The organism is Variovorax humicola (assembly GCF_037889915.1).
Classification (GTDB): domain Bacteria; phylum Pseudomonadota; class Gammaproteobacteria; order Burkholderiales; family Burkholderiaceae_C; genus Variovorax; species Variovorax humicola.
On sequence record NZ_JBBKZV010000019.1, the window covers coordinates 65,662 to 92,575 of the forward strand.

The 26,914-nt window shown below is 65.5% G+C and carries 24 protein-coding genes and 2 pseudogenes; 11 read left to right on the forward strand and 15 right to left on the reverse strand.

Annotated elements, in window-relative coordinates:
• Positions 1-25: 25 nt before the first annotated feature.
• The 4 genes from WKW80_RS24320 to WKW80_RS24335 form a co-directional block, all read right to left on the reverse strand.
• Positions 26-2,497 carry an arylsulfatase gene (locus tag WKW80_RS24320; RefSeq protein WP_340366141.1) on the reverse strand — a complete coding sequence of 824 codons (2,472 nt, stop codon included), beginning with the start codon at positions 2,495-2,497 and terminating at the stop codon, positions 26-28.
• 145 nt (positions 2,498-2,642) lie between these two features.
• On the reverse strand, positions 2,643-3,260 hold the full coding sequence (locus WKW80_RS24325; protein WP_340366142.1) for a response regulator transcription factor: 618 nt from the start codon (positions 3,258-3,260) through the stop codon (positions 2,643-2,645).
• Between the two features lie 92 nt (positions 3,261-3,352).
• Positions 3,353-3,745 carry a hypothetical protein gene (locus WKW80_RS24330; RefSeq protein ID WP_340366143.1) on the reverse strand — a complete coding sequence of 131 codons (393 nt, stop codon included), beginning with the start codon at positions 3,743-3,745 and terminating at the stop codon, positions 3,353-3,355.
• Positions 3,745-4,185, reverse strand: a complete 441-nt coding sequence (locus WKW80_RS24335; protein WP_340366144.1) for a YidH family protein — start codon at positions 4,183-4,185, stop codon at positions 3,745-3,747. Before WKW80_RS24335 ends, WKW80_RS24330 begins: the two co-directional genes overlap by 1 nt.
• Before the next feature lie 162 nt (positions 4,186-4,347).
• On the opposite strand from WKW80_RS24335, the gene WKW80_RS24340 reads away from it, so the two are divergent.
• A complete protein-coding gene (locus WKW80_RS24340; RefSeq protein ID WP_340366145.1) occupies positions 4,348-6,078 on the forward strand; it encodes an arylsulfatase in 1,731 nt (576 codons plus the stop codon).
• On the opposite strand, the gene WKW80_RS24345 is transcribed toward WKW80_RS24340, so the two are convergent.
• Positions 6,022-7,899, reverse strand: a complete 1,878-nt coding sequence (locus WKW80_RS24345) for a sensor histidine kinase (RefSeq protein ID WP_340366146.1) — start codon at positions 7,897-7,899, stop codon at positions 6,022-6,024. The genes WKW80_RS24340 and WKW80_RS24345 overlap by 57 nt on opposite strands.
• 436 nt (positions 7,900-8,335) lie before the next feature.
• Here WKW80_RS24345 and WKW80_RS24350 point away from each other — a divergent pair, with 436 nt between their 5' ends.
• Entirely contained in the window at positions 8,336-8,581 is a 246-nt protein-coding gene (locus WKW80_RS24350) for a hypothetical protein (RefSeq protein ID WP_340366147.1), read from the forward strand.
• A gap of 71 nt (positions 8,582-8,652) precedes the next feature.
• Here the strand turns inward: WKW80_RS24350 and WKW80_RS24355 are convergent, their stop codons facing one another.
• Positions 8,653-9,591, reverse strand: coding sequence for a LysR family transcriptional regulator (locus WKW80_RS24355; RefSeq protein WP_340366148.1), 939 nt, complete (start codon positions 9,589-9,591; stop codon positions 8,653-8,655).
• Here WKW80_RS24355 and WKW80_RS24360 point away from each other — a divergent pair.
• Genes WKW80_RS24360 through WKW80_RS24370 form a run of 3 tightly spaced genes read left to right on the forward strand, consistent with a single transcriptional unit; the run spans position 9,590 to position 12,017 of the window.
• Positions 9,590-10,138, forward strand: coding sequence for a Bug family tripartite tricarboxylate transporter substrate binding protein (locus WKW80_RS24360; protein WP_340366149.1), 549 nt, complete (start codon positions 9,590-9,592; stop codon positions 10,136-10,138). The two genes, WKW80_RS24355 and WKW80_RS24360, sit on opposite strands and share 2 nt — an antisense overlap.
• A 42-nt stretch (positions 10,139-10,180) precedes the next feature.
• Positions 10,181-10,765, forward strand: a complete 585-nt coding sequence (locus tag WKW80_RS24365) for a VOC family protein (protein ID WP_340366150.1) — start codon at positions 10,181-10,183, stop codon at positions 10,763-10,765.
• A gap of 22 nt (positions 10,766-10,787) precedes the next feature.
• A complete protein-coding gene (locus tag WKW80_RS24370) occupies positions 10,788-12,017 on the forward strand; it encodes a flavin-containing monooxygenase (protein ID WP_340366151.1) in 1,230 nt (409 codons plus the stop codon).
• A 237-nt stretch (positions 12,018-12,254) separates the two neighbouring features.
• Here the strand turns inward: WKW80_RS24370 and WKW80_RS24375 are convergent, their stop codons facing one another.
• A complete protein-coding gene (locus tag WKW80_RS24375; RefSeq protein ID WP_340366152.1) occupies positions 12,255-12,383 on the reverse strand; it encodes a hypothetical protein in 129 nt (42 codons plus the stop codon).
• A 130-nt stretch (positions 12,384-12,513) separates the two neighbouring features.
• Here WKW80_RS24375 and WKW80_RS24380 point away from each other — a divergent pair, with 130 nt between their 5' ends.
• Positions 12,514-13,746: an anion transporter gene (locus tag WKW80_RS24380; protein WP_340366153.1), complete on the forward strand. Its 1,233-nt coding sequence runs from the start codon at positions 12,514-12,516 to the stop codon at positions 13,744-13,746.
• A gap of 276 nt (positions 13,747-14,022) precedes the next feature.
• On the opposite strand, the gene WKW80_RS24385 is transcribed toward WKW80_RS24380, so the two are convergent.
• The 3 genes and pseudogenes from WKW80_RS24385 to WKW80_RS24395 form a co-directional block, all read right to left on the reverse strand.
• Positions 14,023-14,334 carry a hypothetical protein gene (locus WKW80_RS24385; protein WP_340366154.1) on the reverse strand — a complete coding sequence of 104 codons (312 nt, stop codon included), beginning with the start codon at positions 14,332-14,334 and terminating at the stop codon, positions 14,023-14,025.
• A gap of 120 nt (positions 14,335-14,454) precedes the next feature.
• Positions 14,455-14,745, reverse strand: a pseudogene (locus tag WKW80_RS24390) (hypothetical protein); the annotation flags it as partial.
• 95 nt (positions 14,746-14,840) lie between these two features.
• Entirely contained in the window at positions 14,841-15,776 is a 936-nt protein-coding gene (locus tag WKW80_RS24395; RefSeq protein WP_340366155.1) for a LysR family transcriptional regulator, read from the reverse strand.
• Between the two features lie 282 nt (positions 15,777-16,058).
• On the opposite strand from WKW80_RS24395, the pseudogene WKW80_RS37710 reads away from it, so the two are divergent.
• The 4 genes and pseudogenes from WKW80_RS37710 to WKW80_RS24415 all read left to right on the forward strand — a co-directional run.
• Positions 16,059-16,112 (forward strand): annotated as a pseudogene (locus WKW80_RS37710) (hypothetical protein); the annotation flags it as partial.
• 91 nt (positions 16,113-16,203) lie between these two features.
• A complete protein-coding gene (locus tag WKW80_RS24405; protein WP_340366156.1) occupies positions 16,204-17,232 on the forward strand; it encodes a DUF3100 domain-containing protein in 1,029 nt (342 codons plus the stop codon).
• A 26-nt stretch (positions 17,233-17,258) separates the two neighbouring features.
• A complete protein-coding gene (locus WKW80_RS24410) occupies positions 17,259-18,428 on the forward strand; it encodes a M20 aminoacylase family protein (RefSeq protein WP_340366196.1) in 1,170 nt (389 codons plus the stop codon).
• A 4-nt stretch (positions 18,429-18,432) separates the two neighbouring features.
• Positions 18,433-19,818, forward strand: coding sequence for an L-serine ammonia-lyase (locus WKW80_RS24415; RefSeq protein WP_340366197.1), 1,386 nt, complete (start codon positions 18,433-18,435; stop codon positions 19,816-19,818).
• A 166-nt stretch (positions 19,819-19,984) separates the two neighbouring features.
• Here WKW80_RS24415 and WKW80_RS24420 read toward each other — a convergent pair whose 3' ends face one another.
• The 4 genes from WKW80_RS24420 to WKW80_RS24435 form a co-directional block, all read right to left on the reverse strand.
• A complete protein-coding gene (locus WKW80_RS24420) occupies positions 19,985-21,238 on the reverse strand; it encodes an MFS transporter (RefSeq protein WP_340366157.1) in 1,254 nt (417 codons plus the stop codon).
• A 29-nt stretch (positions 21,239-21,267) separates the two neighbouring features.
• A complete protein-coding gene (gene mhpA, locus WKW80_RS24425) occupies positions 21,268-22,881 on the reverse strand; it encodes a bifunctional 3-(3-hydroxy-phenyl)propionate/3-hydroxycinnamic acid hydroxylase MhpA (RefSeq protein ID WP_340366158.1) in 1,614 nt (537 codons plus the stop codon).
• A gap of 23 nt (positions 22,882-22,904) precedes the next feature.
• The gene (locus WKW80_RS24430; protein ID WP_340366159.1) at positions 22,905-23,858 is read right to left on the reverse strand and encodes a VOC family protein; all 954 of its coding nucleotides are present in this window, start codon (positions 23,856-23,858) and stop codon (positions 22,905-22,907) included.
• A 91-nt stretch (positions 23,859-23,949) separates the two neighbouring features.
• On the reverse strand, positions 23,950-24,789 hold the full coding sequence (locus tag WKW80_RS24435) for a fumarylacetoacetate hydrolase family protein (protein WP_340366160.1): 840 nt from the start codon (positions 24,787-24,789) through the stop codon (positions 23,950-23,952).
• Positions 24,790-24,952: 163 nt separating this feature from the next.
• Between WKW80_RS24435 and WKW80_RS24440 the strand changes: the two genes are divergently transcribed.
• Positions 24,953-25,693 carry a TetR/AcrR family transcriptional regulator gene (locus WKW80_RS24440; RefSeq protein ID WP_340366161.1) on the forward strand — a complete coding sequence of 247 codons (741 nt, stop codon included), beginning with the start codon at positions 24,953-24,955 and terminating at the stop codon, positions 25,691-25,693.
• A gap of 180 nt (positions 25,694-25,873) precedes the next feature.
• Here the strand turns inward: WKW80_RS24440 and WKW80_RS24445 are convergent, their stop codons facing one another.
• A complete protein-coding gene (locus WKW80_RS24445; protein WP_340366162.1) occupies positions 25,874-26,581 on the reverse strand; it encodes a FadR/GntR family transcriptional regulator in 708 nt (235 codons plus the stop codon).
• Positions 26,582-26,914 lie beyond the last annotated feature (333 nt).

A 26,914-nucleotide genomic window follows, 5' to 3' on the forward strand; every position in this document is an offset into this window, starting at 1 on the left:
GGGTGGCAGGGGCTGGAGCGCTCGCCTAGTCCTTCGCCTTGGCCGCACTCTCGGCGACCGTCTTCTGGTCCGAAGCGGTCAGTTGCGATGGCCCGAGCTTGACGGTCAGCTTGTCGATCTTTCCGTTGAACGCGAAGGGCACCTGGTAGTCCCTGTCGTTCACGCCCGAGCGTGTGTCGCTGCCCACGTCGAAGGATTCGTCGGCCACCTGCAGGAAGGCGATCGAGTTGGGCTGCTTGTGGTTGGCGACGACCTTGCCGTCGACCTTCAGCACGCCGCTCCCACCCTTGGCGATGCCGGGCCCGTCGTAGGTGTAGTCGAACACGATCGTGTGCTTGCCGGGCGCGAGCACGTCAGGGCCTTCGCTGCGGTACTGGGCCAGGATCAGCATGTTGTAGTCGAACACGGGCTTGCCGTTGAGCATGTAGAGACCCCAGCCACCCCAGCGGCCGCCCGCGGTGGCGAGCATGCCGTTGCCGCCGCCTTGGGGAATGTCGACGTCCGCGGTGATCGAGAAGGACTTGCCCAGCACGTTCGGTGCATTGGCCAGCGGAATGCCCGCCATCACGCCCGAATAGGTGAAGACCGTCTTGCCCGCGGTCGTGCTGGGCCGCGGTGCGGATGCGCGTGCGAAGGTGTCGTTGTTCAGCGGCAGCACCTGGTACTTCTTCGCTTCCTGGTCGAAGATGGCCTGCATCTCCTTGAGCTTGTCGGGCATCTGCGCGGCCAGGTCGTTGGCCTGCGAATAGTCCTTGGCCAGGTTGTACAGCTCCCACTTGTAGTCGTCCGGCTTGGGCATCGGCGCATTCAGGATCCACGGCCCGTGCGGCGGCGTCGTGTTGGCATACCAGCCGTCGTGGTAGATGCCGCGGTTCGCCACCATCTCGAAGTACTGGGTCTTGTGCGTGGTGGCTACGTTGGCATTGGCCCTGTCGAAGGTGTAGACCATGCTCACGCCCTCGATCGGTTTCTGCTTGATGCCGTCCACCATTTCCGGTGCCTTGATGCCCGAGGCCTCGAGGATCGTCGGCACGATGTCGATGATGTGGTGGAATTGGTTGCGCACGCCGCCGACATCCTTGATGCGGGCCGGCCACGAGATGGTCATGCCCTGGCGCGTGCCGCCGAAGTGCGATGCCACCTGCTTGGTCCACTTGAACGGCGTGTCGAAGGCCCACGACCAGCCGACCGCCATGTGCGGATAGGTGGCGGCCGATCCCCATGCGTCGTAGAACTTGAACTGCGCCTCGACGGGGAAGTCCAGCACACCGTTGTACGAGGTGTACTGGTTGGGCGTGCCGCTCAGCGTGCCTTCGGGGCTGGTGCCGTTGTCGCCGCTGATGTAGATGATCAGCGTGTTGTCGCGCTTGCCCAGGTCCTCGACCTGCTGGATGACGCGGCCGATCTCGTAGTCGGTGTAGGCGGTGTAGGCCGCGAAGACCTCGGCCTGGCGGGCGTAGAGCTTCTTCTGGTCGGCCGTGAGCGTGTCCCACTTGGGCAGGCTGTCGGGCCAGTCGGTCAGTTTGGCATCGGCGGGGATGACGCCCAGGCGCTTCTGGTTGGCGAAGATGCGCTCGCGCAGGTCGTTCCAGCCGTTGTCGAACTGGCCCTTGAACTTGGCGATCCAATCCGGCGTGGGCTGGTGCGGGGAGTGGCTGCCGCCCGGCACGTAGTACAGGAAGAAGGGCTGGTCGCGTGCGGCCGCGTCGAGCTGCTTCATGTAGCCGATGGCTTCGTCGGCCATGTCGGTGGTCAGGTGGTAGCCCGGCTTGCCGACCCAGGGCCGGATCTGCCGGTTGTTCTGGAACAGGTAGGGCGTGTACTGGTCGGTCTCGCCGCCCATGAAGCCGTAGAAGTAGTCGAAGCCCATGCCAGAAGGCCATTGGTCGAAGGGGCCGGCCACGCTGTACTGGAAGGAGGGCGTGTTGTGGTTCTTGCCGAACCACGAGGTTGCATAGCCGTTGTCCTTGAGCATCCGGCCGACGGTCGCGTTGTCGGGGCCGATGATGGAGTCATAGCCCGGGTAGCCGGTCGAGAGTTCGGTGATCACGCCGAAGCCGGCCGAGTGATGGTTGCGGCCGGTGATCAGCGCGGCGCGCGTCGGCGAGCACAGCGCGGTCGAATTGAACTGGGTGTAGCGCAGGCCGGTCGCGGCAATCCTGTCCAGTGCCGGTGTGGGGATGACGCCGCCGAAGGTGCCGCTCACGCCGTAGCCCTGGTCGTCGGTCATGATGAGCAGCACGTTGGGTGCGCCCTTGGGCGGCACCACGCGCGGTGGCCACCAGGTCTTCGATTCGGTGGCGTTCGGCTTGATCACGCCGCCGAACGGGAGCGGCGGCGCGGGGAGTTGCCGGCCTTCGATGGTCGTCGTCGCGCTGGGCGCGCCCAGCTCGCCCGTCACGACCTGCGACCGCGCCGGCGCGACGAGCGTCGCGGCCACGAGTACGGACCACGCCATGTTCGCGACGCGCCCGGAAATCTTCTGTCGACTGCTCATTGAACTCGCTCCTCGGGTGGCATGGATGCACGATCCCTGCGGTTGCAGCGCTGCGTGATCCGGCTGCGGTCGCGAGATGGTTGCACCCGGCCCGAGGTGCGGCAATCGGGACGACGGGCAGCGCATTTGCCCGAAAGGGAAGGGATCAGCCGGTCCGGCGAAGCCGTTCTGCGAGGGCGCCGAGATCCGTTGCGGAGTCGGCGCCGAGCTTTAGCATCAACTGTGCTCGGTGCGTCTTGACGGTGCGCTCGCTGGTCCTGAGTTGGTCGGCAATCTGCTTGTTGAGCTTGCCGGCGATCACCAGGTCGAACACCTCGCGTTCGCGGGTCGTCAGGCTGGCGAACAGGGCATGAAGTTCCCGGGACTCGTCGCGCAGGGCACGCTGGGCGGCATCCTTCGCGAGCGCCCGCTCGAGGGCGGCGAGCAGGCTCTCGCGGTGAACGGGTTTCTGCAGGAAGTCCACCGCGCCCGCCTTCATGGCCCGCACGCCGGACGCCACGTCGGCGCGGCCGGTGAGAAAGACCACCGGCAACGTGCAGCCGTGCTGCAGCAGCACTTCCTGCAGTTCCAGCCCCGACGGGCCGGGCAGGTTGACGTCGAGCAACAGGCAGCCGGCATGGTCCGGCGGCAGCGCATGCAGGAGGAACTCACCGGTCGATGCATAGCCACGCGCCTCGTGGCCCGAAGCGTTGAGCAGGCGCAGCAACGCGACGCGCAAGGCGTCGTCGTCGTCGACGACGTGGACAACCGGATTCAGGCTCATGCGCGGCAGTAGGGTGTGGATGGTCCATTCTGGCCGAGGCATCCCATCGCCGCCAATGGCAGGTTCGGGCCATGCCGCTTCCCCGGCTCCGGTCAGGTGGACCGGAGAACGCGATGCGTCAGCGCGCGAACCAGGAGGTAGGGCACCACTGCAAGCAGCGCCGCGATCATCAAGGCCTCGCCGACATAGATCCAGCGCAGCTCGATGAACTGGTAGATGCAGTCCATGACGAAGGCCAGGACGAAAACCTTCCCGATGTCCTTCCAGCCTTCCCGCAGCGCGTCGGGTCGGTGGGCGGGGTCCGTGAGCAGGCCCCAGAAATAGAGCGGCCGGCCCTCGCGCGCGTCCTGCCTGCCGGCACGCCAGGCGAAGTAGGCTGCCACGCAGGGCTGCAGGATGAAGCGGAATGCCAGGGGCACGTGCCTGTGGCTGCCATCCGTGATGTCCGCCCAGGTGCGGATGAAGGGTTCGAGAAGCTCGTGCATCAGAGCACCCGCGAGATGATGCCGAGAAACATCAGCACGCCCGCGACCGACATGATGAGCGCCATCACGAGCGAGGGCTGCAGGATCCTCAGGTTCGCCCGGTCCTTGCGCAGGCCCTTCAGGCGATACAGGTACTCGACCGTGCCCATCACGATGGCCACTGTGCCAAGCCCCGTCAGGAAGAGCCCGACGTTGCGCGCCATGTTGGCGCTGTGCAGCTGGCCGCCCTGTTGGGCGAAGCCTTCGATGACCTTGTAGATCGTGAAGCCGAAGCTGATCATCGACAGCCCGGTGCGGACCCAGGCCATGAGCGAGCGGTCCGCCGCCATCACCGTGCGATCGATCGCGAGGTCGGTGCGCTCGAGCGCAAGTTCGTCCGAGGACTTCGCGCGGGGCGCTTGCGCCGCGGTGGCTGACGATGGTGCGGATGGGTCGTTCATGGCACGTCGGAACGCGACTATGCATGCCGCGAAGTCGCGTGTCCAGGGTTGGGCGACAGATTGCCCTTCGAGGCAAATCGACTGCCCGTTGTCCTGATTTGCACGCTCCGCTTGTCCTGCCACGATCCGCCGCTGAAGGTTCCTCACACGCTGGAGAGATGCATGGCCACCAAGCCCCCGAACATCATCATGATCATGGCTGACGACGTCGGCATCTGGAACCTGAGTTGCTACCACCGCGGCATGATGGGCGGCAGTACGCCCAACATCGATCGCATCGCAAAGGAGGGCGCGCTGTTCACCGACTACTACGGGCAGCAGTCGTGCACCGCGGGGCGCGCCGCCTTCATCCTCGGCCAGACGCCGTTCCGCACCGGCCTGCTCAAGGTCGGCATGCCCGCCGCCAAACAGGGCCTGCAGGACAAGGATCCGACCATCGCCGAACTGCTCAAGCCCTTGGGCTACGCGACAGCGCAGATCGGCAAGAACCACCTCGGTGACCGCAACGAGTACCTGCCGACGGTGCATGGCTTCGACGAGTTCTACGGCATCCTCTATCACCTCAACGCGATGGAGGAGCCGTACGACGGCGAATACCCGAAGATGCCCGGCTTCCACGAGAAGTTCGGCCCGCGCAATGTCATCGAGACTTTCGCCACCGATGTCGATGACGCGACCGAAGAGCCGCGCTGGGGCCGCATCGGCAAGCAAAAGATCATCGACGCGGGGCCGCTGCCGCCGGGCCCGGGCATGGACCCTGCGGCCAAGTTCAACATGGAAGACGTCGACGCCGAACTGCTGCGTCGCTCGGTCGACTTCATCGACCGCTCGGCGAAGGCCGACAAGCCCTTCTTCCTCTGGCACAACACGACGCGCTGCCACGTCTGGACCCATCTGTCCGAGAGGTGGAAGGACAAGAGCGGTTTCGGCCTCTATGCCGATGCGATGATGGAACTCGACTGGATCGTCGGCGAGTTGCTGAAGAAGCTCGACGACGAAGGCATCGCGGACGACACCATCGTGATGTTCACCAGCGACAACGGCGCCGAGATCTTCAGCTGGCCGGATGGCGGCAACCACCCGTTCCGCGGCGAGAAGGGCACCGTGTTCGAAGGCGGCTTTCGCGTGCCGATGGTCGCGAAGTGGCCGGGCGTGATCAAGCCGGGCACCATCTGCAACGACATCATGGCTGCGGAAGACTGGATGCCGACGCTGGTGGCGGCCGCCGGCGATCCGGACGTCAAGGAGAAGCTCCTGACAGGTCACAAGGCCGGCGAGAAGACCTTCAAGAACCATCTCGACGGCTACAACTTCATGCCCTACTTCAAGGGCGAAGCGCCGGCGCCGCGCCACGAGTTCTACTACTTCAGCGACAACGCCGACCTGATGGCGATCCGCTACAACGCCTGGAAGGTCAGCTTCAAGACGATCGAGGGCAATCTCTTCAACGGCAAGCCCGATTCGACCAACGTGCCCCTCGTGACCAACCTGCGGCAGGACCCGTGGGAGCGATACCAGAGCGAGAGCCTCGTACGGACGCTGGTGGGGCGAGAAGCTCTGGACCATGATCCCCGCGGTGGGCATCGTCAGCCAGTTCCTCGCGACTTTCAAGGACTATCCGCCGAGCCAGGTGTCGGGTTCGCTCAGCGTGGAGAAAGCACTGCTGATGCTGCAGGCCGGGAGTCGCGGCAGCGGGAACTGAGCGTGGGTCGCGGTGCGACCGCGGAGATCCGCTTGCGGCACGATGTCATTTCTGGTGATTGCGAACGGAGGTGGATTGCGTCGCCGACGCGGTGGCTTCACCCGTGCATCCCGATGCGCTCGTACGCTCGTACATCAGCCCTCGACGACCCTGGGCAATTCGACGTGGAAGGTCGTGCCTTCGTCCGGTGAGCTCACTGCCCAGATCCGCCCGCCATGCGAGTCGACGATGGTGCGCGTGATCGACAGGCCAAGGCCCATTCCGCGGCGCTTGGTGCTGAAGAAGGAATCGAACAACCTGGCCAGGTTTTCCGGGGCCACGCCCTCGCCGCGATCGCTCACCCTGATCTCGACAAGGTCGCGTTGCTCGACGGTCGACACGCGTATCGCGCGGCGGCCTTCGGGGCGGTCGCCGATCGCATCCATCGCGTTCAGCACGAGGTTGATGAGCACTTGCTGGATCTGCACCGCATCGCCGACAACGAGCACGGGGTTCGCACTGGGCCGGATCGCGAGCCGCATGGTGCGGCGTCGCACTTCGGCCGCCAGCAATTCGCATCCATCGGCAATTGCCGCGTTGAGTTCGAACGGCTGGCGCGTGCCGACCTGCCGGGCCAGCAGCGTTCGCAACCGAGAGATCACGTCGCTGGCCCGGATGTCGTCGCGGCGGATGTCGGCCAGGATGCTGGCGAGATCCCCGGGGTCGACGCGGCCGGACTCGAGCAGGAGCTCTGCGGCCTCGGCATTGGACAGGATCGCCGCGAGCGGCTGGTTGATCTCGTGTGCGATCGAAGCGGTGAGTTCGCCGGCAATCGCCAGGCGCGACGCGTGGGCGAGTTCGGTCCCGCGCTGCGCGAGCGCGGTCTCCGCCTTGAGTCGGCGGTGGTGCTCGAACAGGAGCAGCGCGATCAGGCCCGTCTCCAGGAGAATGGCCGCCCCGCCCAGCAGGCTGGCCGTGCGGTAGGTTTCCCAGAACGAAGGCGGCCTGAACTGAACAACTGCGTCGATCGGGATGTCCTCGTCGGCGATGCCCCAGCGGCGCGTCTGTCGCCAGTCGACCAACAGCGTGTTGGCCATGACGGCCGGGAGCTCGAGCAATGCGGGCGACTCACCGTCGAGCAGGCGATTGACAATCTGACCGGCCTGGTCGCCCGCGGTCTGGAAGCGCGGGGCACGGCCGCCGACGACGCCGGTGCCGACGAAGGTGCTGAGCAGTCCATAGACCGGTACCGCGGAGGCCTGCGCGATGAACTCTGCCGAATCGCGCGGCGTGAACCACAGGTCGTTGCCGCTCTGGTAGAAGCCGCCCGTCAGCACCAGCCAGTCGGGATCGAGTCTGCCCAGTCGACGTGCAAGCTGGTCGGTCGGCATGCCCGCGGCGAACTCGATCTGCACGCGGTCGCGAAGGGGTGCCGTTCGCTCGCGAAGCATGGCCTCCCACTCCCGGTCGCGCCGCGTCGACCCTGTGACGACGAGCAGCCGCCTGGCCTTCGGATGCCATCGCAAGGCCTGTTCGATGGTGGCAGGCACGTCGTATTCGATGGGAACGCCGACCACGTCCATCGGCAGATTGCCGATCGCCCTCGGCAGGGTGCCCAGCATTGCAGCGTGGACGAGCGGTGCCCGCGGAAAGAGTTGCCCGCGTTGGCGCAGCATGAAATCCAGGGCGTCCCGGCCGATCGCGACGACCACATGCGGCCGATGTTCGACGTACTTGTCGCGCAGGTAGCTGGTCATGACCTGCTCGTACGCATCGCTCACGAACTCGGGGCGGTCGAGGAACTCGCTGTTGATGTGCACCGGCCTTGCGATGGTGCTGTGGATCGCGTCCCGCAGCGCGCCCTCGACCTCGACGTTGCCGGGCACAAGTCTGCCGTTGGAATACAGGACCAGTACGTTGCGGCCGGGCTCCGCCATGGCGCCGCCGCAGATCAGGAACAGCCACAGTGCAATGACGTTCAGCCGCCGTCGATGTGACGGGCGCTGCGACAACGCCGGAATCGGGGCGGGCATGCGGAAACCTGGCAGACGGCAGGATGCGATTCAGGTGCAATCGCGTGACGTTGGGCGCACAGCAAATGCTGGGGTCTGCGAGGTCTTGGGGCAGCGAGTCTTCGGCACAGCGTTCTCCTGTGGGTCATGTCGGCTCCCGCAGCCAGACCTTAGCCAAATTGCCACCGATTGCCTTTCTCCCGTTTGGCCTATTGCACAAGGTGTCGCCGCGACCAACGCTGCTTCCTTTTCGAAAGCCATCTTCTGAACGGCGCGCCGATGGGCGCAATCACTGCGACGCCGCGGGCACGCAAGCACCAGGTCGGGGGACAGGGCGTTGGCTCGAGAGTGAAGCCTGGGCGAACCGCCTTCCCCTTCGGGCAAGCAGCCTGCCCCTTGAACCTATGGCCCCAAGGAGCGGATGGGTGGACATTGAACTCTTCGGAAAGGAAATCCAATGGTCGATCTTCATTCTCTCGGTATCGCCGCCGCGTTTTCATTGCTGGCATTGGTGCCGCTGGATTCAGGAGCCGTCGCGTGCGCGGCGGGTGTCTATCGCGCTGGCTGCGTGGGTCCCAGCGGTGCCGTAGCGGTCAGAAAGCCGCCGCCGGTCTACCACGCGCCGGCAACGGTGACTTGCGCAAAGGGCGTGTATCGCGCCGGTTGCGCCGGGCCCAACGGGGCCGCGGTCGTTCGCAGGTGAGGCGAGGTGTCACTCCGGAGACCTTCCCGGTATCCGCGTGTCGTCGCGATCCGAACGAAGTTCGCCAACGTTCAACTCTGGTACATCGGCCAACGCCGTGCGGGTGCCGCCACGCGCGGCATGTCCACAAACAATCCGGTGATGAACTCGACGAACTTCCTGACCCGCAGCGTCTGGCTGTTGCCACGCGCGAAGAGCATGTAGATGGGCGGCGCGTCACTCGACCAGTCGGGCAGGACGGGCACCAAGACGCCCGCCGCGATCGATCGTTCCGCTGTCATCGCGATCACGTGTGCGATGCCATTGCCTGCCGCTGCCAGGTCGACCAGTGCCTGGCCATCGTTGATGCAGAGGTTGCCGCCCACTTCGACCGCGTGCGTCTCGCCACCACGCTCGAAGGTCCATTCCTTGCGCGTGCGACCGTCGGGGCGCAGGTACTCGATGCAATTGTGGTGCACGAGGTCGCGAGGATGAGACGGGGTGCCGTACTGCGCAAGGTAGGCGCGCGACGCGCAGGTGACGAACTTCAGGTCGGCGACGCGACGGGCAACCAGCCTTGAATCGGGTGGATCGCCGATGAAGACGCCGACATCGATGCCTTCGGCTTCGACGCTTCTTGCGCCTGGCGAGATCACCACTTCGAGCTGAAGGTCCGGATGCTCTCGCAGGAAGCGGGGCAGCTCGGGCAGGATCCGGTATCGCGCCGGCGTGACGTGGAGCATCACGCGCAGGCGTCCACGCGCTGTCTCGCGCGCAGTGGCGACCTCGCGCTCGGCCGCTTCGAGCTCCGAGACGATGGCCTTGCAGCGTTGGTAGAACCTCGCGCCTTCGTCGCTGAGCCGCGCCCCTTGCGTGGTCCTCACGAGCAGCTGGACCTTGAGTCCGCGCTCCAGCGCAGCGATCGACTTGCTGACCGCTGAGGGCGTCAGGCCAAGCGTCGTCGAGGCGGCCGCAAAGCTTCCCAACTCCGCGGTCCGCACAAAGATGCTGATGCTTCGAAGATGTTCCATGTCGCTTCTCCATGCGAGCGTTGGCCGACACCCGGAAGGTACTGCGCGGAGAGGAAAACGAGGTGAATTCTTTTCACTTCTCGTGTGCCGCGCCATGGCTGGCGCGGCAAGGGGACAGCACCTAAGCTGCCGGCAGGTTCTCGAAAGGAAGTCTGCGATGAACGCGGGATGTCTTCTTCGACGCTGGGATTTGCTCGCATCGCTTGTCGCGATGCCGGTGGCTCATGCGCAGGGCTATCCGGTCCGGCCCATCCATTTCATCATCGGCAGCGCTCCCGGTTCGGTGATCGACGTCGTGACCCGTCAGATTGGCGAAGGCCTGGCGCGCGAGCTACGGCAGCCCGTGCTTGTCGAGAACCGCTTTTCGGCCGGCGGGATCGTTGCGCTGCAGGCGTTGAAGTCGAGCGCACCCGACGGCTACACCTTGCGCGTCGTCGCCATGCCGCAAATGAGTGTGAGCCCCAGTTTGTTCAAGCATCTGCTACGACCCCGTCAAAGGATTTCGCGCCCATCGGCATCCTTTATCGTGGACCGCAGCTTCTCGTAGTCAACCCTTCCGTAGACGCGAATAACCCAGGAGCATCCTTTCATGTTGACTGAAGCCCCCACTTCGTTGCGCATTGCCGAGGTCGTCCTTAGAACCTCGCGGTACGACCCGATGCGCGCCTGGTACGCCGCGGTGCTGGGGATCGATCCGTATTACGAGCATGTGCCACCGATGGCGGCGCAGGGCAGGGCGGCGCACGAAGACGGGGAACCCTCATGGGCCAGCCGGTCACGGCTGTGTTTTTTCAGGTTGCTCCTTGACCATCCCTACATGCAGGTGATCGCGTTGTTCGATGTGCCCGCTGCCGGTCTTGCGGACCCGGTCGGGCCGGGCCTGCACCACATGCAGTTGCGCGACGCGTCGCTGGTGGCGATGGCAGTGCGCTACCGGCGCCTCAAGTTCCTTGGCATCGAACCTTTCAGATCGGTGGACCATGGTCCGTCCCTGAGCTTCTACTACCAGGATCCCGATCGCAATGTGGTCGAGATCTCGGCGAGCAATCACATGTCCGTCGAGGGCTACCTCGCTGCGCTGGCGAGTCCGGCGTTCAAGCGCGATCCTTCTGGGCGCAACGTGGATGCCGACGGCGTGACGGCTCTCATCTGCGCGCTGGCCGAGAAGCCGTGAGTTCCGCACGCAACGAAATCTGATGGAGCGTGCGATAGCCCCTACCGTTCCTTCCGCCAAGAGCTATTCGTTCAGGCAATTGGACGCGGTCGCGTTGCGCGCGTCCGGCGCTCCCGAAACGCATGGGAAATCGCACGCCGATGCACCGGCGTCTGCGAACCCGGAGCAGCGCTTCGATGCCGTCGTCATCGGCGCAGGCCAGGCCGGGCTCTCCATCGGCTACCACTTGGCCCGCAAGGGCCTGCGCTTCGTTATCCTGGACAGCAATGAGCGTGTCGGCGACAGCTGGCGCCACCGCTGGGATTCGCTGCGCCTGTTTTCGCCGGCGCGCTTCGACGGGCTCGCCGGCATGCGCTTCCCCGCGCCCCCACGCTACTTTCCGACCAAGGACGAGATGGCTGATTTTCTCGAAGCCTATGTGGCCAGCTTCGAGTTGCCGGTGCGCAGCGGCGCCAAGGTGGACGAGGTGACGCGGGTCGATGGGCACTACGTCGTGGTTGCCGGCAATACGCGTTATGTGGCTGCCCATGTGGTGGTCGCCGCCGCAAGTTACCAGAAGCCCAAGATTCCGGACTTCGCGGCAGAACTCGATCCGTCGATTCGACAAATCCATGCATCGCGCTATCGGAGACCCTCGCAGTTGAACCCCGGCGGCCTGCTGGTGGTGGGCGCGGGCAATTCAGGCGCGGAGATAGCCTCCGAGCTGGCACGCACGCACCAGGTCTGGTTGGCGGGTCGGCACCCTGGCCACCTCCCGTTCAAGCATGGCAGTGCACTGGCTTACTTCATCGTGCTGCCGAACCTGTTTCGCGTCGTCTTCCACCGGCTGCTGTCGGTCGACACGCCGATCGGTCGTAAGGCGCGACCGGACTTCATCACCCATGGCACGCCCTTGATCCGACTCAGGCCGAAGGACCTCGATCAGGCCGGCGTGAGGCGTGTGTCGCGCGTGGCCGGCGTCGAGCGTGGCCAGCCGGTGCTCGAGGACGGAAGGCGCCTGGACGTGAGCACCATCGTGTGGTGCACCGGCTTTCAGGCGGGCCTGGACTGGATCAAGCTGCCGGTCTTCGATGCCTCCGGGCGCCTGGACCAGCACCGGGGCGTCGTCGCCGGCGAGCCAGGACTGTATGTCGCGGGCCTTGCCTTCCAGTACTCGGCGTCGTCGGGGATGATCCACGGCGTCGCTCGGGATGCCGAGCGCGTCGCCGACAGGATCGCCGCGCGGTTGCGCGCACCGGCCTTGCGTCATTGAACGGCTTTGTAGCAGGAACCCTCGACGCAGCAAGCCTGGCCGAGGCAGCGCAGGAGATTGCGTTGCGCAGATCTCCAACATCCATCAGGGTTCCAGTTCCATCCACGGCGCTGGTCACGCGGCAGGTCTGCCACTTATGCCTCCGCGAACGCACTGGCCGGCAAGGCGCTCGATGCCGCTGGCTATGCGGCGAACGCGGTGGTCTATGCCTATGGCGGCTATGCGATCGGCGACCCTTCAGCATTCGAGGAGGAGTTCAAGTGGCAGGTCGATCAACTGCGCCTTCTTGTTCATCGACTCGCAGCCGTGGCGCGCCGCCCTTCGACTCGGATCGGCCATGAACGAACATGGCCAGGAGTCGTCCATGGCAGTCAGCCAGTGTTCTTGATCTCTGTCGACTTGTGCAACTGCCTCGTCATTCGGTCGATTTCGGGATCTCTCGCCATTCTTGAAATGGCCCTGCGTTCGGGGCCGGGACCTCATCGACAATGCGTTCATGACCGCGACCGTCCTGGTGATTTTCGGCTTGGTGTACCTGGGCATGATCCTGGGCGGGCTGCCGTTCCTGCAACTCGATCGCACCGGCATCGCGCTGCTCGGCGCGATCGCAATGATCGCCACAGAAGCTGTCTCGGTCGAGCAGGCTGCACGCTCCATCGATCTGCCAACGGTGCTGCTGCTGTTTGCCTTCATGGTCGTATCCGCGCAAATGCGCCTCGGCGGCTTCTACGATTGGATCACCGTCCTTCTATCGGCGCTGCCCGTCTCGCCGCCGACGTTGCTAGGCGTGTTGATCGCGGTCGTCGCGCTGTTGTCCGCTGTGTTCAGCAACGACATCGTCTGCCTGGCCGTCGCCCCAGTGCTAGTGGACGCCTGCATGCGCCGAAGCCTAGCTCCGATTCCGTTCCTGCTTGGTCTCGCCTGCGCCGCCAACGTCGGCTCGGCTGCAAGCCTGATCGGCAATCCACAGAACATTCTCATCGGACAGACCCTGCATTTGCCCTTTGCCGGCTATGCCGCCGAAGCGGCCACGCCAGTGCTTGTCGGACTGGTGCTGACATGGGCTGTGATCGTGGTTCGCGTCCGGGGGCGTTGGCAACTGGCGGGCGGCGCGGCGCCCGAGGCACGGCCCGAATTCGAGGCTCAAGCCTTGGATCGTTGGCAAACCACGAAGGGCCTGGCGGTGGCGATCGCGATCCTTCTTTCGTTTCTGTTTGCGCCGTGGCCGAGAGAGGTCGTCGCGCTGGCCGCCGCCGGTGTGCTACTGATGAGCCGCCAGTTGCACTCGAGCAGGATGTTGGGCTTGGTCGACTGGGAACTGCTCGTGCTCTTCATGGGGCTCTTTGTCGTCAATGACGCGCTGCAGCGCACCGGCGTTCCGGCACGCCTGGTGGCCGACGCGGCGGCGCTGGGCCTTCATCTGGATCACCCGGCTCCGCTGTTCGGGGCAGCCTTCGTGCTGTCCAATATCGTCTCCAATGTCCCCGCAGTGATGCTGCTCCTGCCCGTCGCGCATCACCCGCTCGCCGGTCCCTTGCTGGCCTTGGCGAGCACCTTTGCCGGCAACCTTTTCATCGTCGGCAGCATCGCCAACATCATCGTCGTCGACGCAGCAGCGCGCCGCGGTGTCGTGATCGACTGGAGGCGGCACGCCCGCATCGGCGTGCCGGTGACGATTGCCACCATGTCCGTCACAGCGCTTTATTTGTGGTGGCGCATGCGCGGCTGATCCACGCATCGGGCCCCGAGCGGTCGATGCCCCATCGATAGCCTCACCCGCTCGAGTTGAGGCGCGTCAGGCGTTCTGTTTCAGTGACTGCTTCCAACGCCGTTCAATGTCGGTTCAATCACGAAGCGGTCGTCCCGGCCAAGTTGGATCGCGACCGGCGTGCGGGATTCGCTCGGCGTGAGAGATGCCCTACATCCGAAGCGCAAATAAAGGACCGAGGAGCCCGACCCGTGAAGTGGACTTCCGTCGGCCCGGCACGGCGATTGCCGGCGATCACTAGTCCCAGCCTGGCAGTCCCTGCAGGGCATCGTTGGGCCGCCCGACAATATCGACGCCCACAATCTCGTTCAGACCCGGCACGACCTTGACGTCACAAACGATCTCCCAGCTGTGGCTCTCGGTGCGGCGCAATATGCAAACTTCCTCGCCGGCAGCAACAAGATTGGCACATTCGCCGACGCTGATGCGTCGTGCCGCGCCAAGCGACAGTTCTTTCGAGCCGAACTCCTGATCCTTCACCGTGTGAATGGCGACGAGATCGATCTTGCCGCCGCTGTGGTGAACAGCTGTGATTGCGTGCTGGGCCATCTTCAACCTCCATTCGTGGGTATCGCAGTATGCGAGTATTTTCAGGATGGTCGTGCCAAGGGACTCATCGGCATATTGACCTGGGAAACGCAGGAATTGCCGTGATGGCCTCGCACGCAATCACGTGGCCCTTGAATCCACACTCGCGTTGATCAATAGGTGTTGACGTCGATCAGCCTGCGCAAAGGCCTTCGGGGCTTCCTGTGGAAGGTTGTGGCCCACACCGCCCGTGACGGGTCGATGCGAATACTTTCCCGAAAAATTCTTCGCATAGGCACTGGCGCCCAGATGCGGTGCACCGTTGGCATCACCTTCGAGGGTGATGGTCGGCACGGCGATGACGAGTCCGCCGGCCAGCCGTTTTTCGTACTCGTCGTACCTGGCTTCGCCCTTCGCCAGTGCGAGTCGCCACCAATTCGTCGATCCTCGCGAGCGTGACGTCACGCGCTCTGGTGAAACCCCCTCGAAGGGGAGGCGCCGCAGGCGCTTCGGGGGTGTTTGATCCTCTAGTCCCTGAACGGTGCGGGCCGCCCGATGTCCGACACGATCTCCCGCAATAGCGTCGACGAAGCCTGCGACAGCAATCGACCGTGGCGCGACACCACTTGCACGCTGCCTTGCGACAGCAGCGGGTTCTTCATCGGCAGCGCCACCACGCGCGCGCTGTCCGCCAGCGGCGGCAGCGACATCCGTGTGCTCAGCGCGTAACCCAGCCCTGCCACCACGAAGTGGCCGACGGCGCCGAAAGACGTCGTGGTGAACAGCGCCTGCAGGCGCACCCCTTCGCTGATCTCGGCAGCCTCGATGTGCTGGCGCACGCCGAAGCCGCGGTGCAGCATGGCGCCAGGGTAGGGCGCCAGGTCGCTCAGCGTCAGTGGCCGTTTCAGCTGCGCCAGCGGATGCGAGTCGAGCACCAGCGTCAGGATCGGCATCGGGTGCGAGTGGTGCGAGCGCAGCCGGTCGTCCTTTGGAGGTTGAAAGACGATTCCGATATGGGCGCGCTCCTCCACGATGTGCTGCACGATCTCGTCGGTGTTGCCCACTGCCAGGTCCACCGTGATGCCGGGATGCGCCTTCATGAAGCTGCGCAGGCTGCGGCGCATGAGCCAGTCGACGAACCCCTCGCCGGCCACGATGCCGATGTGTCCGCGTTCCACCTTCTGGATGCTTTCGAGTTGCGCGAGCAGGTGTTGCATCTGGTTGTGCTGGCGCCGCAGGTAGCTTGCCAGCAGCTGGCCGGCGTCGGTCGGCACCACGCCGCGGCCGCGGCGCTCCAGCAGCCGCATCCCGCAGTCCTGCTCGAGCACGCCGATGGCCCGGCTCACCGCGGAGGGGTCCATGTCCAGCACTTCGGCGGCGCCGCGAACCGAGCCGCTTTCCAGCACCTGCATGAAGTAGCGCACCCGGCGCGGGTCGAGCCGGTCTTCCGTTGTGTTAGGCATGGGCGAGCCTCTCGAGCGTTGCATTTCACGCAACAAATATCCCAAAGTTGGGTCATTGATGCAACGGGAAAGCGTTGAGAAACTTCCCGCCGTCGCTGCCCGAGACGCTGTGCGACACCCCCGAGTTCCACACCTCACCCTCCGGCTCCCGGAGCGAGAAAGCGCCCCATGAACCATGTCATGTCTTCGTCCGCGGCCATGCCTGCCGCGCCCCTCCCCGCCACGGCTACGGGCAAGTTCCGGCTCGTCATCGTCACGCTTGTCGTCGTGGCGCTGGCCGAAATGATCGGCGCCGTTCAATTCAACCTCGGGCCGGGAAGGGTGGTGCTGCTGCCCATGCTGTGGGCGCTCCTGCTGGCCGCCGCCTGGGGCATTGCGCAGCGGCGCGTGCCGGCGGTCGCGCGCATCGACACCAACCTGCAAGGTTTTGCCGGCGGTCTGCTCAACGCCGGCCTGCTGGGCGCTGGTGTTCCAGGAGTTCGGGCATGCGTTCGGCACGCTCGCCCTGGGGCTGCCGCTGGCGCTGCTGCTGGGCATCAAGCGCGAGGCGGTCGGCTCCACTTTCTCGGTGGGCCGCGAAGGCAACCTGGTGATCATCGGCGAGAAGTACGGCATGACCTCGCCGGAGGGCCGCGGCGTGCTGGCCGAGTACATCACCGGCACAGTGCTGGGCGCGCTGTTCATCGCGGTGCTCGCCGGCTTCATCGCCAGCCTGCACATCTTCGATCCGCGTGCGCTGGCCATGGGCGCCGGCGTGGGCTCGGGCAGCCTGATGGCGGCGGCACTCGGCGCCGTCACGGCGCAGCAACCGGCCGAGATGGTGCCGCAACTCACCGCCATCGCGGCGGCCTCGAACCTGCTCACCTCGGTCGTGGGCTTCTACTTCACGCTCTTTCTCTCGCTGCCGCTGTGCGACTGGCTGTACCGCAAGCTGGAGCCGGTGCTGGGCCGCGTCTCGAAACATGGCCGCGCGCCGACGGCCGAAGGTACTGGCGCCGCAGGCGGTCAGCCGTTGGCGGCGCACAGCCTGTCGATTGGCGATACGGCAGTGGCCTGGGTCGTGATGACCGGCGGTGTGATGATCGCCAACCTGCTGTCGTACAAGGTGCCGCTGCTCACGTCGTTCGAAGGCGTGGTCGTGGTGCTGCTCGTGGTCGCGGTGGTCGAGGCGTTCAAGCGCTTGCTGCCGCGCCTGCCACTGGTGCTGGTGCTGTCGGTCGTCGCGACGGTGGTCGGCGTGCCGGGCCTCTTTCCCTTTTCCGACGCCGTGCTGGCACTCACCGGCAAGCTGAACTTCATGGCCTTCACGACGCCGGTGCTGGCGCTGGCCGGCTTCTCGGTCGCCAAGGATCTGCCGCTGTTCCGCCAACTCGGCTGGCGCATCGTGCTGGTGTCGCTCACCGCCACGGCCGGCACTTTCCTCGGCGCGACGCTGATCGCCCAGTTGTTCCATTGATCCCCTGCAGCACACAAGGACCCACCATGTACCGCGAACCCGAGATTGCCGACGACATCCGCCAGAGCATGGTCGCCTGGCGGCGCGACATCCACGCCAACCCCGAGACGGCCTTCGAGGAACACCGGACCGCCAACGTGGTGGCGCAGGCCCTCATGCTGATGGGCCTGCCGGTGCACCGCGGCCTGGCCGTGACAGGCGTGGTCGCCACGCTGAAGAACGGCGAGGGCCCGAGCATCGCGCTGCGCGCCGACCTCGACGCGTTGAACATGCAGGAACTCGGCACGCGGTCGCACGCGTCGAAGTGCGATGGCAAGATGCACGCCTGCGGCCACGACGGCCACACCGCCATGCTGCTCGGGGCCGCGGCGCACTTGGCGCGCCACAAGCCTTTCCGCGGCACCGTGCAGTTCATCTTCCAGCCCGGCGAGGAGAACGAGGGCGGCGGCCGCGTGATGGTGGAGGAGGGCCTGTTCGAGCAGTTCCCGGCCGACGCCGTGTACGGCATGCACAACTTCCCCGGCATGCCGCGCGGGCAGTTCGGCATTCGGGTCGGCACGATGACCGCGTACCTGGACACCTTCGAGATCCAGGTCACCGGCAAGGGCAGCCACGGCGCGATGCCCGAGACAGGCATCGACTCGGTGGTGGTCGCTGCGCAGCTCGTCAATGCATTGCAGACCATCGTCAGTCGCCGCACCGGCGCGACCCAGTCCGCGGTGGTGAGCGTCACGCAGATCCATGGCGGCGACACCTGGAACGTGATCCCCGAGAACGTGGTGCTGCGCGGCACGGTGCGCACGCTCGACGCCGCCATCCAGGACCAGACGGAAGCGTTGATGCGCCAGATCTGCGAAGGCGTCGCGCGGACGCACGGCGCGAAGATCGAGCTGAAGTACATGCGCGGCTACCCGGGCGTGGTCAACACGCCGAAGGAAACCGGGGCCGCCGTGGCTGCAGCGGCCAGCCTGGTGGGCGAGGCGCAGGTGCGCACCGACATTGCGCCGGCCATGGGGTCGGAGGATTTCGCCTTCATGCTGCAGAAGCGCCCCGGCGCCTACATCGGCATCGGCGCGGGCGAGGGCGAGAACGACCCCAACGTGCACAACCCGTACTACGACTTCAACGACAACATCCTGCCGCTCGGCGCCGCCTACTGGGTGGCGCTGGTCCAGCAACAGTTGCCTGTGAAGTGATGCACTGATGCTGTCCGTCTTCGACATTTTCAAGATCGGCATCGGGCCTTCGAGCTCGCACACGGTGGGGCCGATGCGCGCGGCGCTGATGTTTGCGCGCGCGCTCGAATCGAGCGGGTTGCTGGCCAAGGTGGCGCGCGTGCAGGTCGAGCTCTTCGGCTCGCTGGGCGCCACCGGCCGCGGCCATGCGACCGACCTGGGCGTGCTGCTGGGCCTGCTCGGCGAGGCACCGGACACGGTGCGGCCCGAAGGCGTGGCGGCGATCCTGGCCACGGTGCGGCGCGAACGCGTGCTGCCGCTGCTGGGCCGGCATTCCATCGGATTCGACCCGCGCGATGACATTGCCTTCTCGGGCGAATGCTCGCTGCCCGAGCATCCGAATGCGATGCGGCTTGCCGCTTTCGATGGCGACGCAGCGCTGCTACGCGAGTCGTGCTACTTCTCCGTCGGCGGTGGCTTCGTGGTCGAAGGCGGTGCGGCGGCGCCGGCTGCGGCACATGCGGTGGCGCTGCCCTTTCCCTTTCGCACCGGCGACGAACTCATGGCCCATGCCGTGGCGCAGGGCCGCTCGATTGCGCAACTGGTGCTGGCCAACGAGCTTGCGTGGCGACCTGAGTCCGAGGTCCGATCCGGCCTGCTGCGCATCTGGCAGGTGATGCAGGACTGCGTGCAGCGCGGCTTCGGCATTGGCAACGCGCAGGCCGCCGAGGCACTGCCGGGCGTGCTGCGCATGCGCCGGCGTGCGCCCGAGCTGTTCCGCAGCCTGTCGCGTGGTGGCGCCGCCAGTGCCGACCCGCTGGCCGCGATGGACTGGGTGAACGCCTTCGCGATGGCGGTCAACGAGGAGAACGCCGTCGGCGGGCGTGTGGTGACGGCGCCCACCAACGGCGCAGCCGGCGTCGTGCCGGCGGTGTTGCACTACTACATGCGCTTCGTGCCTGGGGCGAACGAGCAGGGCGTGATCGACTTCCTGCTCACGGCTGCGGCGATCGGCATGCTCTACAAGACCAACGCGTCGATTTCGGGCGCCGAGGTCGGTTGCCAGGGCGAAGTGGGCGTGGCCTGTTCGATGGCCGCCGGTGCATTGGTGGCCGCACAGGGCGGCACGCCGCAGCAGGTCGAGAACGCGGCCGAGATCGGCATGGAACACAACCTGGGCCTCACCTGCGACCCGGTCGGTGGCCTGGTCCAGATCCCGTGCGTCGAACGCAATGCCATGGGGGCGGTCAAGGCGATCAACGCCGCGCGCATGGCCTTGCGTGGCGACGGAAGCCACTACGTCTCGCTCGACACGGTGATCCGCACCATGAAGCAGACCGGCGAGGACATGAAGTCCATCTACAAGGAAACCTCGCTGGGCGGCTTGGCGGTGAACGTCGTCGAGTGCTGAGGCCGGGGGGCAACCAAGGCCACAAGCCGCGCCGGGCAAGCCCACGCCGCCCCGCCGGACATTGCGCTTCGTCGAGCCCGTGCGGCCCCGGCGGCCCCGGCAGCGCAGGCGGTGGCCACCGCGGCGGCTCGACGAACGAGGGGTGCGAACTGGAATGCTCGCTGATTCAGCGCTGCTTGCCCGGCGCCGTCTCCTTGAGCGAGAGCGCCACGAGCAGTCCGATCACCAGCGCGATGGCCGCGAGGTGCATGATGTACTGGATGCCAAAGTGCTGGGCCACATAGCCCGCGATCACCGGTGCGATGCCGCCGCCGAAGATCTCGCCGGTGCCGACCACGATGCCCGACGCCGTCGACATCAACTTCGCTGGCACGGACTCGGCGCTCAGCGGGCCGACCGTCAGGCAGATCATGCTGAAGATGAAGAACAGCGTGACGAACAGCCAGGTGAACAGGCGCCAGGGTTCGGCGCCGGTGTGCATGAGGAAGTACAGCCCGATGGCGGCGCCGATGACCGAGACGATCATCACCGGCTTGCGGCCGATGCGGTCCGACAGGGCCGGCATGACGAGCGTGCCCGTCGTGCCGCCGAAGCCGATGGCCGAGAGCACCAGGCCCATCTGCTCCAGCGACAGGTGCAGGTAGTCGATCAGGTAGCTCGGCAGCAGCGCGCTGAGCACGACCAGGTTCGTCAGCCAGCACAGCATGCCGATCATGTTGAGCGTGATGTTGCGATACCTGAACACGTCGGACCATTTGTGCGGCGAAGCGTCGTGCGTGGTCGTGTGCGTTGCGGCGACGGCGGCCGGCGTGTCGCGCAGCGTGCGATGCAGGAGGTACGCGATCAGCAGGCCAGGGATCGACACCATCGCGAAGATCCAGTGCCACTCGACCACCTTGAGCAGTTGCGTCACGAGGATGGGCGCAATGCCCAGCCCGAACAATGGCAGCGCGGCCTGCTGGATGCCGATGTTCATGCCTTGCCGCGAAGGCTTCGATGCATCGAGCGTGGCAACGATGCTCGATGGCGTGTAGGCGCCCTCCGCGAAGCCGATCAGCGCGCGGATGAACATCAGGCTCATCACGCCGGTGGCGAGACCGCTGAAGCCGGCCAGCAGCGAGAATACGATGATCGCGGGAATGATCACCTTGCGATGGCCGAAGCGGTCCGACAGGTTGCCCATGAACAGCGCCGCCACGCCCCACGCGATGGCCAGCACGCCCGTGACCTGACCAAGGTCCTGGTAGTCGAGGTTCAGGTCCTTCGCGATGACCGGGAACAGCGGCAGGATCATGAAGCGGTCGATGCCGACCAGGCCGAAGCCCAGGCACAGCAGCGCGACCGCCTTCCATTCGTAGCCGGCATCCCGGCGTGACGTGCCCGGGGCCGTGCCCACGTTGCTTGCGACATAGGTGTTCATGGTGTCTGGCTCCTGTTTGTCGGCTTCGTTCAGGCGGCGAGCGCCTGCGGTTCTTGCTCGGTCACCACGTCCACGCCGTGGCGCCGCAGGTCGGCCGCCAGGTCGTCGACGAGTGCGTTGACATCGCCGGCGCTGGCGACCGCGCCGTACAGGTAGAAGTCGGGGCGCACCAGCATCGTCTGGATGCCGTGCCGTTCCATGTACGGGAGGTACTTGTGGTCGGCATCGATCAACGTGCCGTTCATGGCCTTGTCACTGACGATCACGCGCTTCGCGCCGATCGCATCGAGGAACGAACGCTGCGATGCGCCGAGGGACGGTGCGATGTCGCGAGAGAGAAGCACGAAGCCCAGTCCCACCACTTCATCGAAACGGCCCTGGCGGGCGCCTGAACGCACCGTGCCGTGGGGGCTCAGCAAGCCTGCGGGCGCCTGCACCGCACCGTCCGCATCGCGGCGCAGGATGCCGTCGGTCAGCGAGGGGAACGCGGGCGGCGGCGGCACCTTGCCACTGAAGAAGGCCTCGTCGCGCTCGGCCGCCAGCGTCGCATCGGGAATGCAGATGATCTTGCCGAGGAACATCGACAGGTCGATCACATCGCTGACGTGCGGGCGGCGCTCGGGCTGGTAGGTGTCGAGCAGCGAGTCGTCGGCCTTGCCCTTGAGGATGAGGTCGAGCTTCCACGCGAGATTCCAGTCGTCGCGCAGGCCGGCGCACATGCCCTGGCCCATGAAGGGCGGCATCACGTGTGCGGCGTCGCCGGCGATCAGCATGCGGCCCTTGCGCCAGGTGTCGGCAAGCAGCGAGCGGAAGGTGTAGACCTTGTGGCGCACGATGGTGGCCTGGTCGCGCTTGACCCATGGTTCGAGAAGATCCCACGCGACATGCTCATGCTCGAGTTCTTCGCGCGACTCGTGCGGTAGGCGCATGAACTCCCAGCGGCGGAAGTAGCGTCCGTCCTTGATGCCGGCCGGCACGATGGTGGTCGGGCGGACCGGATTGCAGTACTGCGCCGCCGGCGGGATGTCGAGCGTCACGCCCTCGTTGGGCAGCACGTCGATCACGAGCCAGTCGGCTTCGAACCCGCGGTCTTCCTGCGTGGAGCCTATGGCCTGGCGCACGAGGCTGTTGGCGCCGTCTGCGCCGATCAGGTATTTGCAGCGGACGGTGCGCGTCTCGCCGGATTCGGTGTCGCGCACGACGAGCTGGGCGAAGTCGTCCGTCTGCGTGGCTTCGATGGCTTCCCAACCCAGGTTGAGCGTGACTTCGGGCCGGGCCTGCACGACCTCCTCGAACATCTTCTCCAGCGTCGGCTGGTGCACGAAGTTGACTTCGGGGCCGCCGGAGATCGATTCGGATTCCCAGTCGATCGAGAGCAGCTCCTTCCACTCGGCGTTGAACCACTTGTAGTGCGGACCGGCGTGGCTCACGGCGGGGAGTTGCGTGCTCATGCCCAGGGCGGACAGCACGCGGTAGAGCTCGTGGTCGATGCACACGGCGCGCGGCAGCGCATAGCGCTCGCGCCAGCGTTCGAACACGGCGACCTTGTGGCCTTGCCGGGCGAGGGACAGGGCCATGATCTCGCTGACCGGGCCGTAGCCGATCTGCACGACGTCGTAGAAGGGAATTGCGCTGGTGGTCATGGTGATCTCCTTGTGCTGCGCGCTCAGCGGGCAGCCGTTTCGTGGTTGACGATGAAATCCTCGGGAAGCGATGGGCCCCAGACATAGAGCGAGTCCTCGCCCGGGTGGTCGGCCGCGGGCCAGGTGTTGCCGGCCTCGACGTAATCGATGTCGAAGGAGTACTCCGCATAGCTGCCCCAGGGGTCGCGCACATAGCGGAAGTAGTTGGAGCCGAGCACATGGCGCCCCACGCCCCAGCCTTGTTCGTAGCCGGCCTCCGCCATCTGCTGCGTGCCCTGGCCGACGGCGTCGAACGAGGGCACGCACCAGCTGCTGTGGTGCAGGCCGCTGCCGTTGGACTTGGCGAGCGCGATCAGGTGGTGGTCGCTGCCGTGCGGCGTGTGCAGGAAGGCGATGACCGAGCCGGACTTGTCGGAGAGGCGCAGGCCCAGCACGTCTTCGTAGAACGCGCGGGCCGCGTCGACGTCGGTGCTGAACAGCAGGATGTGCGAGAGGTAGAGCGGCCGGGTCGGCTGCACCTCGCTGCGCCTCGGGGAGCGGCCGGCGTTGGCGCTCGCTGGCGGGAACTCGCGCGGCGCGGGTTGCGACGGCGACGACTTCGTGGCCACGCGCAGTTGCAGCGGGATCGCATCGTGCCCTGCGATCCACAGGCCGCTCGCGTCGGCATTCGCCGGTGCGGGGATGGTGGCGATGCGCTTCGCGGCCAGGTGCTGCCTGAAGCGCGCTTCGTCGCAAGCATGGATGCCCAGGCTGATCCATTCGAGACGCTTGGCGTCGCCGCCCTGGAGCACGCGGGCCCAGCGGTGCGGATTGCCGTAGGTGTAGAGGGCGAGCGCCCCGCCTTCGTCGCGCACGTCCAGCCCGAAGGCCGTGTAGAAGTGGCGCGCCTTCTCCAGGTCGGGCACGCTGAAGACGAATTCGTCCACCGAGTGCACCGCCAGGATGCCGTTGTCGTGTGTGCTTGTCGCTGCAGTCATCGTTGTCTCCTTTGAAAGTCCGGGCAACGCTGCGCCCGCGCCGCGAATCCGCGGCGTTGTCGATGAGGGATCGGGTGGTTCTCGCTTCGGGTCAGACAACCCGTTGCCGCTGCGTGCCCAGCACGCCGGCGCTCAACGTCATCACGTCGCCGCGCTTCAGGAATTGCGGCGTCGGCTTCATGCCCAGGCCCACGCCCTGCGGGGTGCCGGTGATGACCACGTCGCCGGGGAGCAGCGTCATGAACTGGCTCAGGTACGACACCACTTCCGCCACCGGGAAGATCATGTCCGCCGTGTTGCTCTGCTGCTTCACTTCGCCGTTGACGGCCAGTTCGAGCGGGATGCTCTGCGGGTCGGGCAGCTCGTCGCTGGTCACCAGCCACGGACCGATCGGGCCGAAGCCGTCGAAGCTCTTGCCCTTGCCCCATTGGCCATTGCGCTTGATCTGCCAGTCGCGCTCCGACACGTCGTTGGCCAGGCAGTAGCCCGCCACGTGAGCAAGCGCATCCGCCACCGACACCTTCTTGCACTGCGTGCCGATGACGAAGCCGAGTTCGATTTCCCAGTCGCCGGCGACCGAGCCCTCTGGCAGCTCGACATCGTCGTCGGGGCCGGCGAGCGAGGTCAGCGCCTTGGTGAAGACCACCGGCTCCTTGGGGATCTCCAGTCCCGACTCTTCCGCATGCTTGCGGTAGTTCAGGCCGATGGCGACGAACTGGCGCACGCCGGTGACGGGGGCGCCGAGTCGCGTGCCTTCGGCCACCATCGGCAGCTTCGACAGGTCGATGGCGGTCAGCGCCTGCAGCTTGGCCGGCGACATCCACTCGGGCGTGAAGTCGGGGACCAGCAGGGACAGGTCGCGGATCCTGCCGTCGGCATCGAGTGCGCCGGGCTTTTCTGCCCCTGCGGGGCCGTGACGTAGCAATTTCATGTTGTGCCTCTTGGTTGATTTGGATTTAGACTGTTTGTCTAAAACGAACTTTAGTCGTTATGACAAAAACGTCAAGATGACGAAGCGTTCAAAATAGTAGGTGCTTTCCCTATGGGCGGATGCGCCGTTTTGGGCCGGTCTTCGTCGTGTACCCTCATGCGCCATGGCAACCAAGCAAGTCGAACAACCCCCAGAAGACCACCGCGTGCGGGTGGGAGCGCAGCGGCGCGAGAAGACAAGGCTGCGGCTGCTGGAAAGCGCGCTGGCGGTTTTCGCGGAGAAGGGCCCGGACGCGGCCGTCATCGACGACTTCATCGCCGCCGCGGGCGTGGCGCGCGGCACTTTCTACAACCACTTCAGGACCACCAACGAGCTGATGCTCGCGCTGGCCGCGGCCATGAGCGACGAGGTGCTGCAGGTGGTCGACCCGATCGTGCTGCAACTCGACGATCCGATCGCGCGCGTGGCCGCCGGCACGCGCATGTACATGCAGATGGCGATGCGCTATCCGCTGTGGGGCAGCTTCATCACGCGCGTCGGTACGCGCATTGCCACGCGCGGGCAGCTCATCGACGTCTACCTGTCACGCGACCTCGAGACGGCTCGAAAGAGCAAGCGCATCCACATCGACAGTGTGATCGTGGCCCGCGACATCATGCTGGGCTCGATCTTCTACGGTATCGAAACCATGCTGACCGAGCCGACGCAAAGCCACCATCCGGAGCACATCCTGCGCAGCGTGCTGGTGGGATTCGGGCTGGAGCCAAAGGAAGCCGAGGCGATTGCGTACATGCCGCTGGATGTGCCCGGTGCGATCAAGGGGCCGATCTTTTCAGCGATGAAGCCCAAAGCGACGCCCTCAGTGTCTCCGCGGCTGGCTGTGCCGCGTGGCCGCGTGCCGTGATGCACTCGAATCCTGAGAATACAAAACGAGTACACAGAAGCAATGACAGCAAGGATCGGTGCGACGTCTACCGATGCCGCAATTGCCCGTTGCTCGTGTTGAGATTCTTGCCGACTGGCTCGATCGTCCACCGAAGCGACGAGTTCTGGCGCGGGCGATGGCAGCTCCCCAACCTCTCTATCAGGACCACTCCCGCCGAGATGCAACCCAGCGGTCTTGTGACGCCTGGAGGTGCGAGCGCATGGAGGTCTGCGCTGCAATCACATCCCGTCTTTCCAGTGCCCGCAAGATAGCCTCATGCTCGCGCAACGCCTCCATCCAGGTTTCGCTGCTTTCCGAACGTACACGGAGTTGGGAGGCGATAGGGCTGTGGCGCTCGTCGAACAATTCCCTGACCAGACGCTCCAGCACCGAGTTGCCTGTCATTGCGGCGATGGCCAGGTGAAATGCGCGGTCCTCTTTCAAGGGCGAGCGATTTTCTTCGATGGCAGCGCGCATCTCCTCCAGAGCCGTCGATACGGTTGCGATTCCTTCAGGCGTTGACAGACCACACGCCAGCGCAATCACGCAGCCTTCGAGCGCCGAGCGTGCCTGCATCAGTTCGATCGGGCTCTCCCCTAACGACGTAGTGGTTTGGCTGGCGCGCTCCGACGCGGCGCAGACATAGACGCCGGCTCCCATACGCACTTCAACGCTTCCTTCGATTTCGAGCGCAATCAACGCCTCACGGACAGAAGGACGCGAAACACCTAATTGCTGGGCCAGGTCGCGCTCCGGTGGCAACCGCGATCCCTCGGCGAATCCGCCTTCCCTGATGAGGCCTCGAATCTGATCGGCGATCTGCTGATAGAGCCGCCGGTTGTCGATTGGTTTGAGCTGAGCGATCACGTTGTTGCCCTTGGTTCAAAGATCCTGACGCTTGGAGTCCCCGAGGTGTTGGAGAAGTGGCCTTACCAAGTGGAGGAATTCAAGTGTACCCCTTGCATTGCCGGGCTTTTATCCACGCCAGAGGCCCCGCGCACGGGTTAATTGGACCGCAAAGGACCGCCATTTCGAGGCACCCGAGGGTAAACACGGTAAGGCCAATTTGCCTTTATAGGTAAAGTGGCCTTACCAACACAGCGCGCTTTTAGTCCTGTGGAGGCGGGAAGGAAGCGGATTTGGTCAGGCCACGGCGTCTGGCAAGCCATCTGGCCTTCGAGGTGCACATCCCTACTGAAC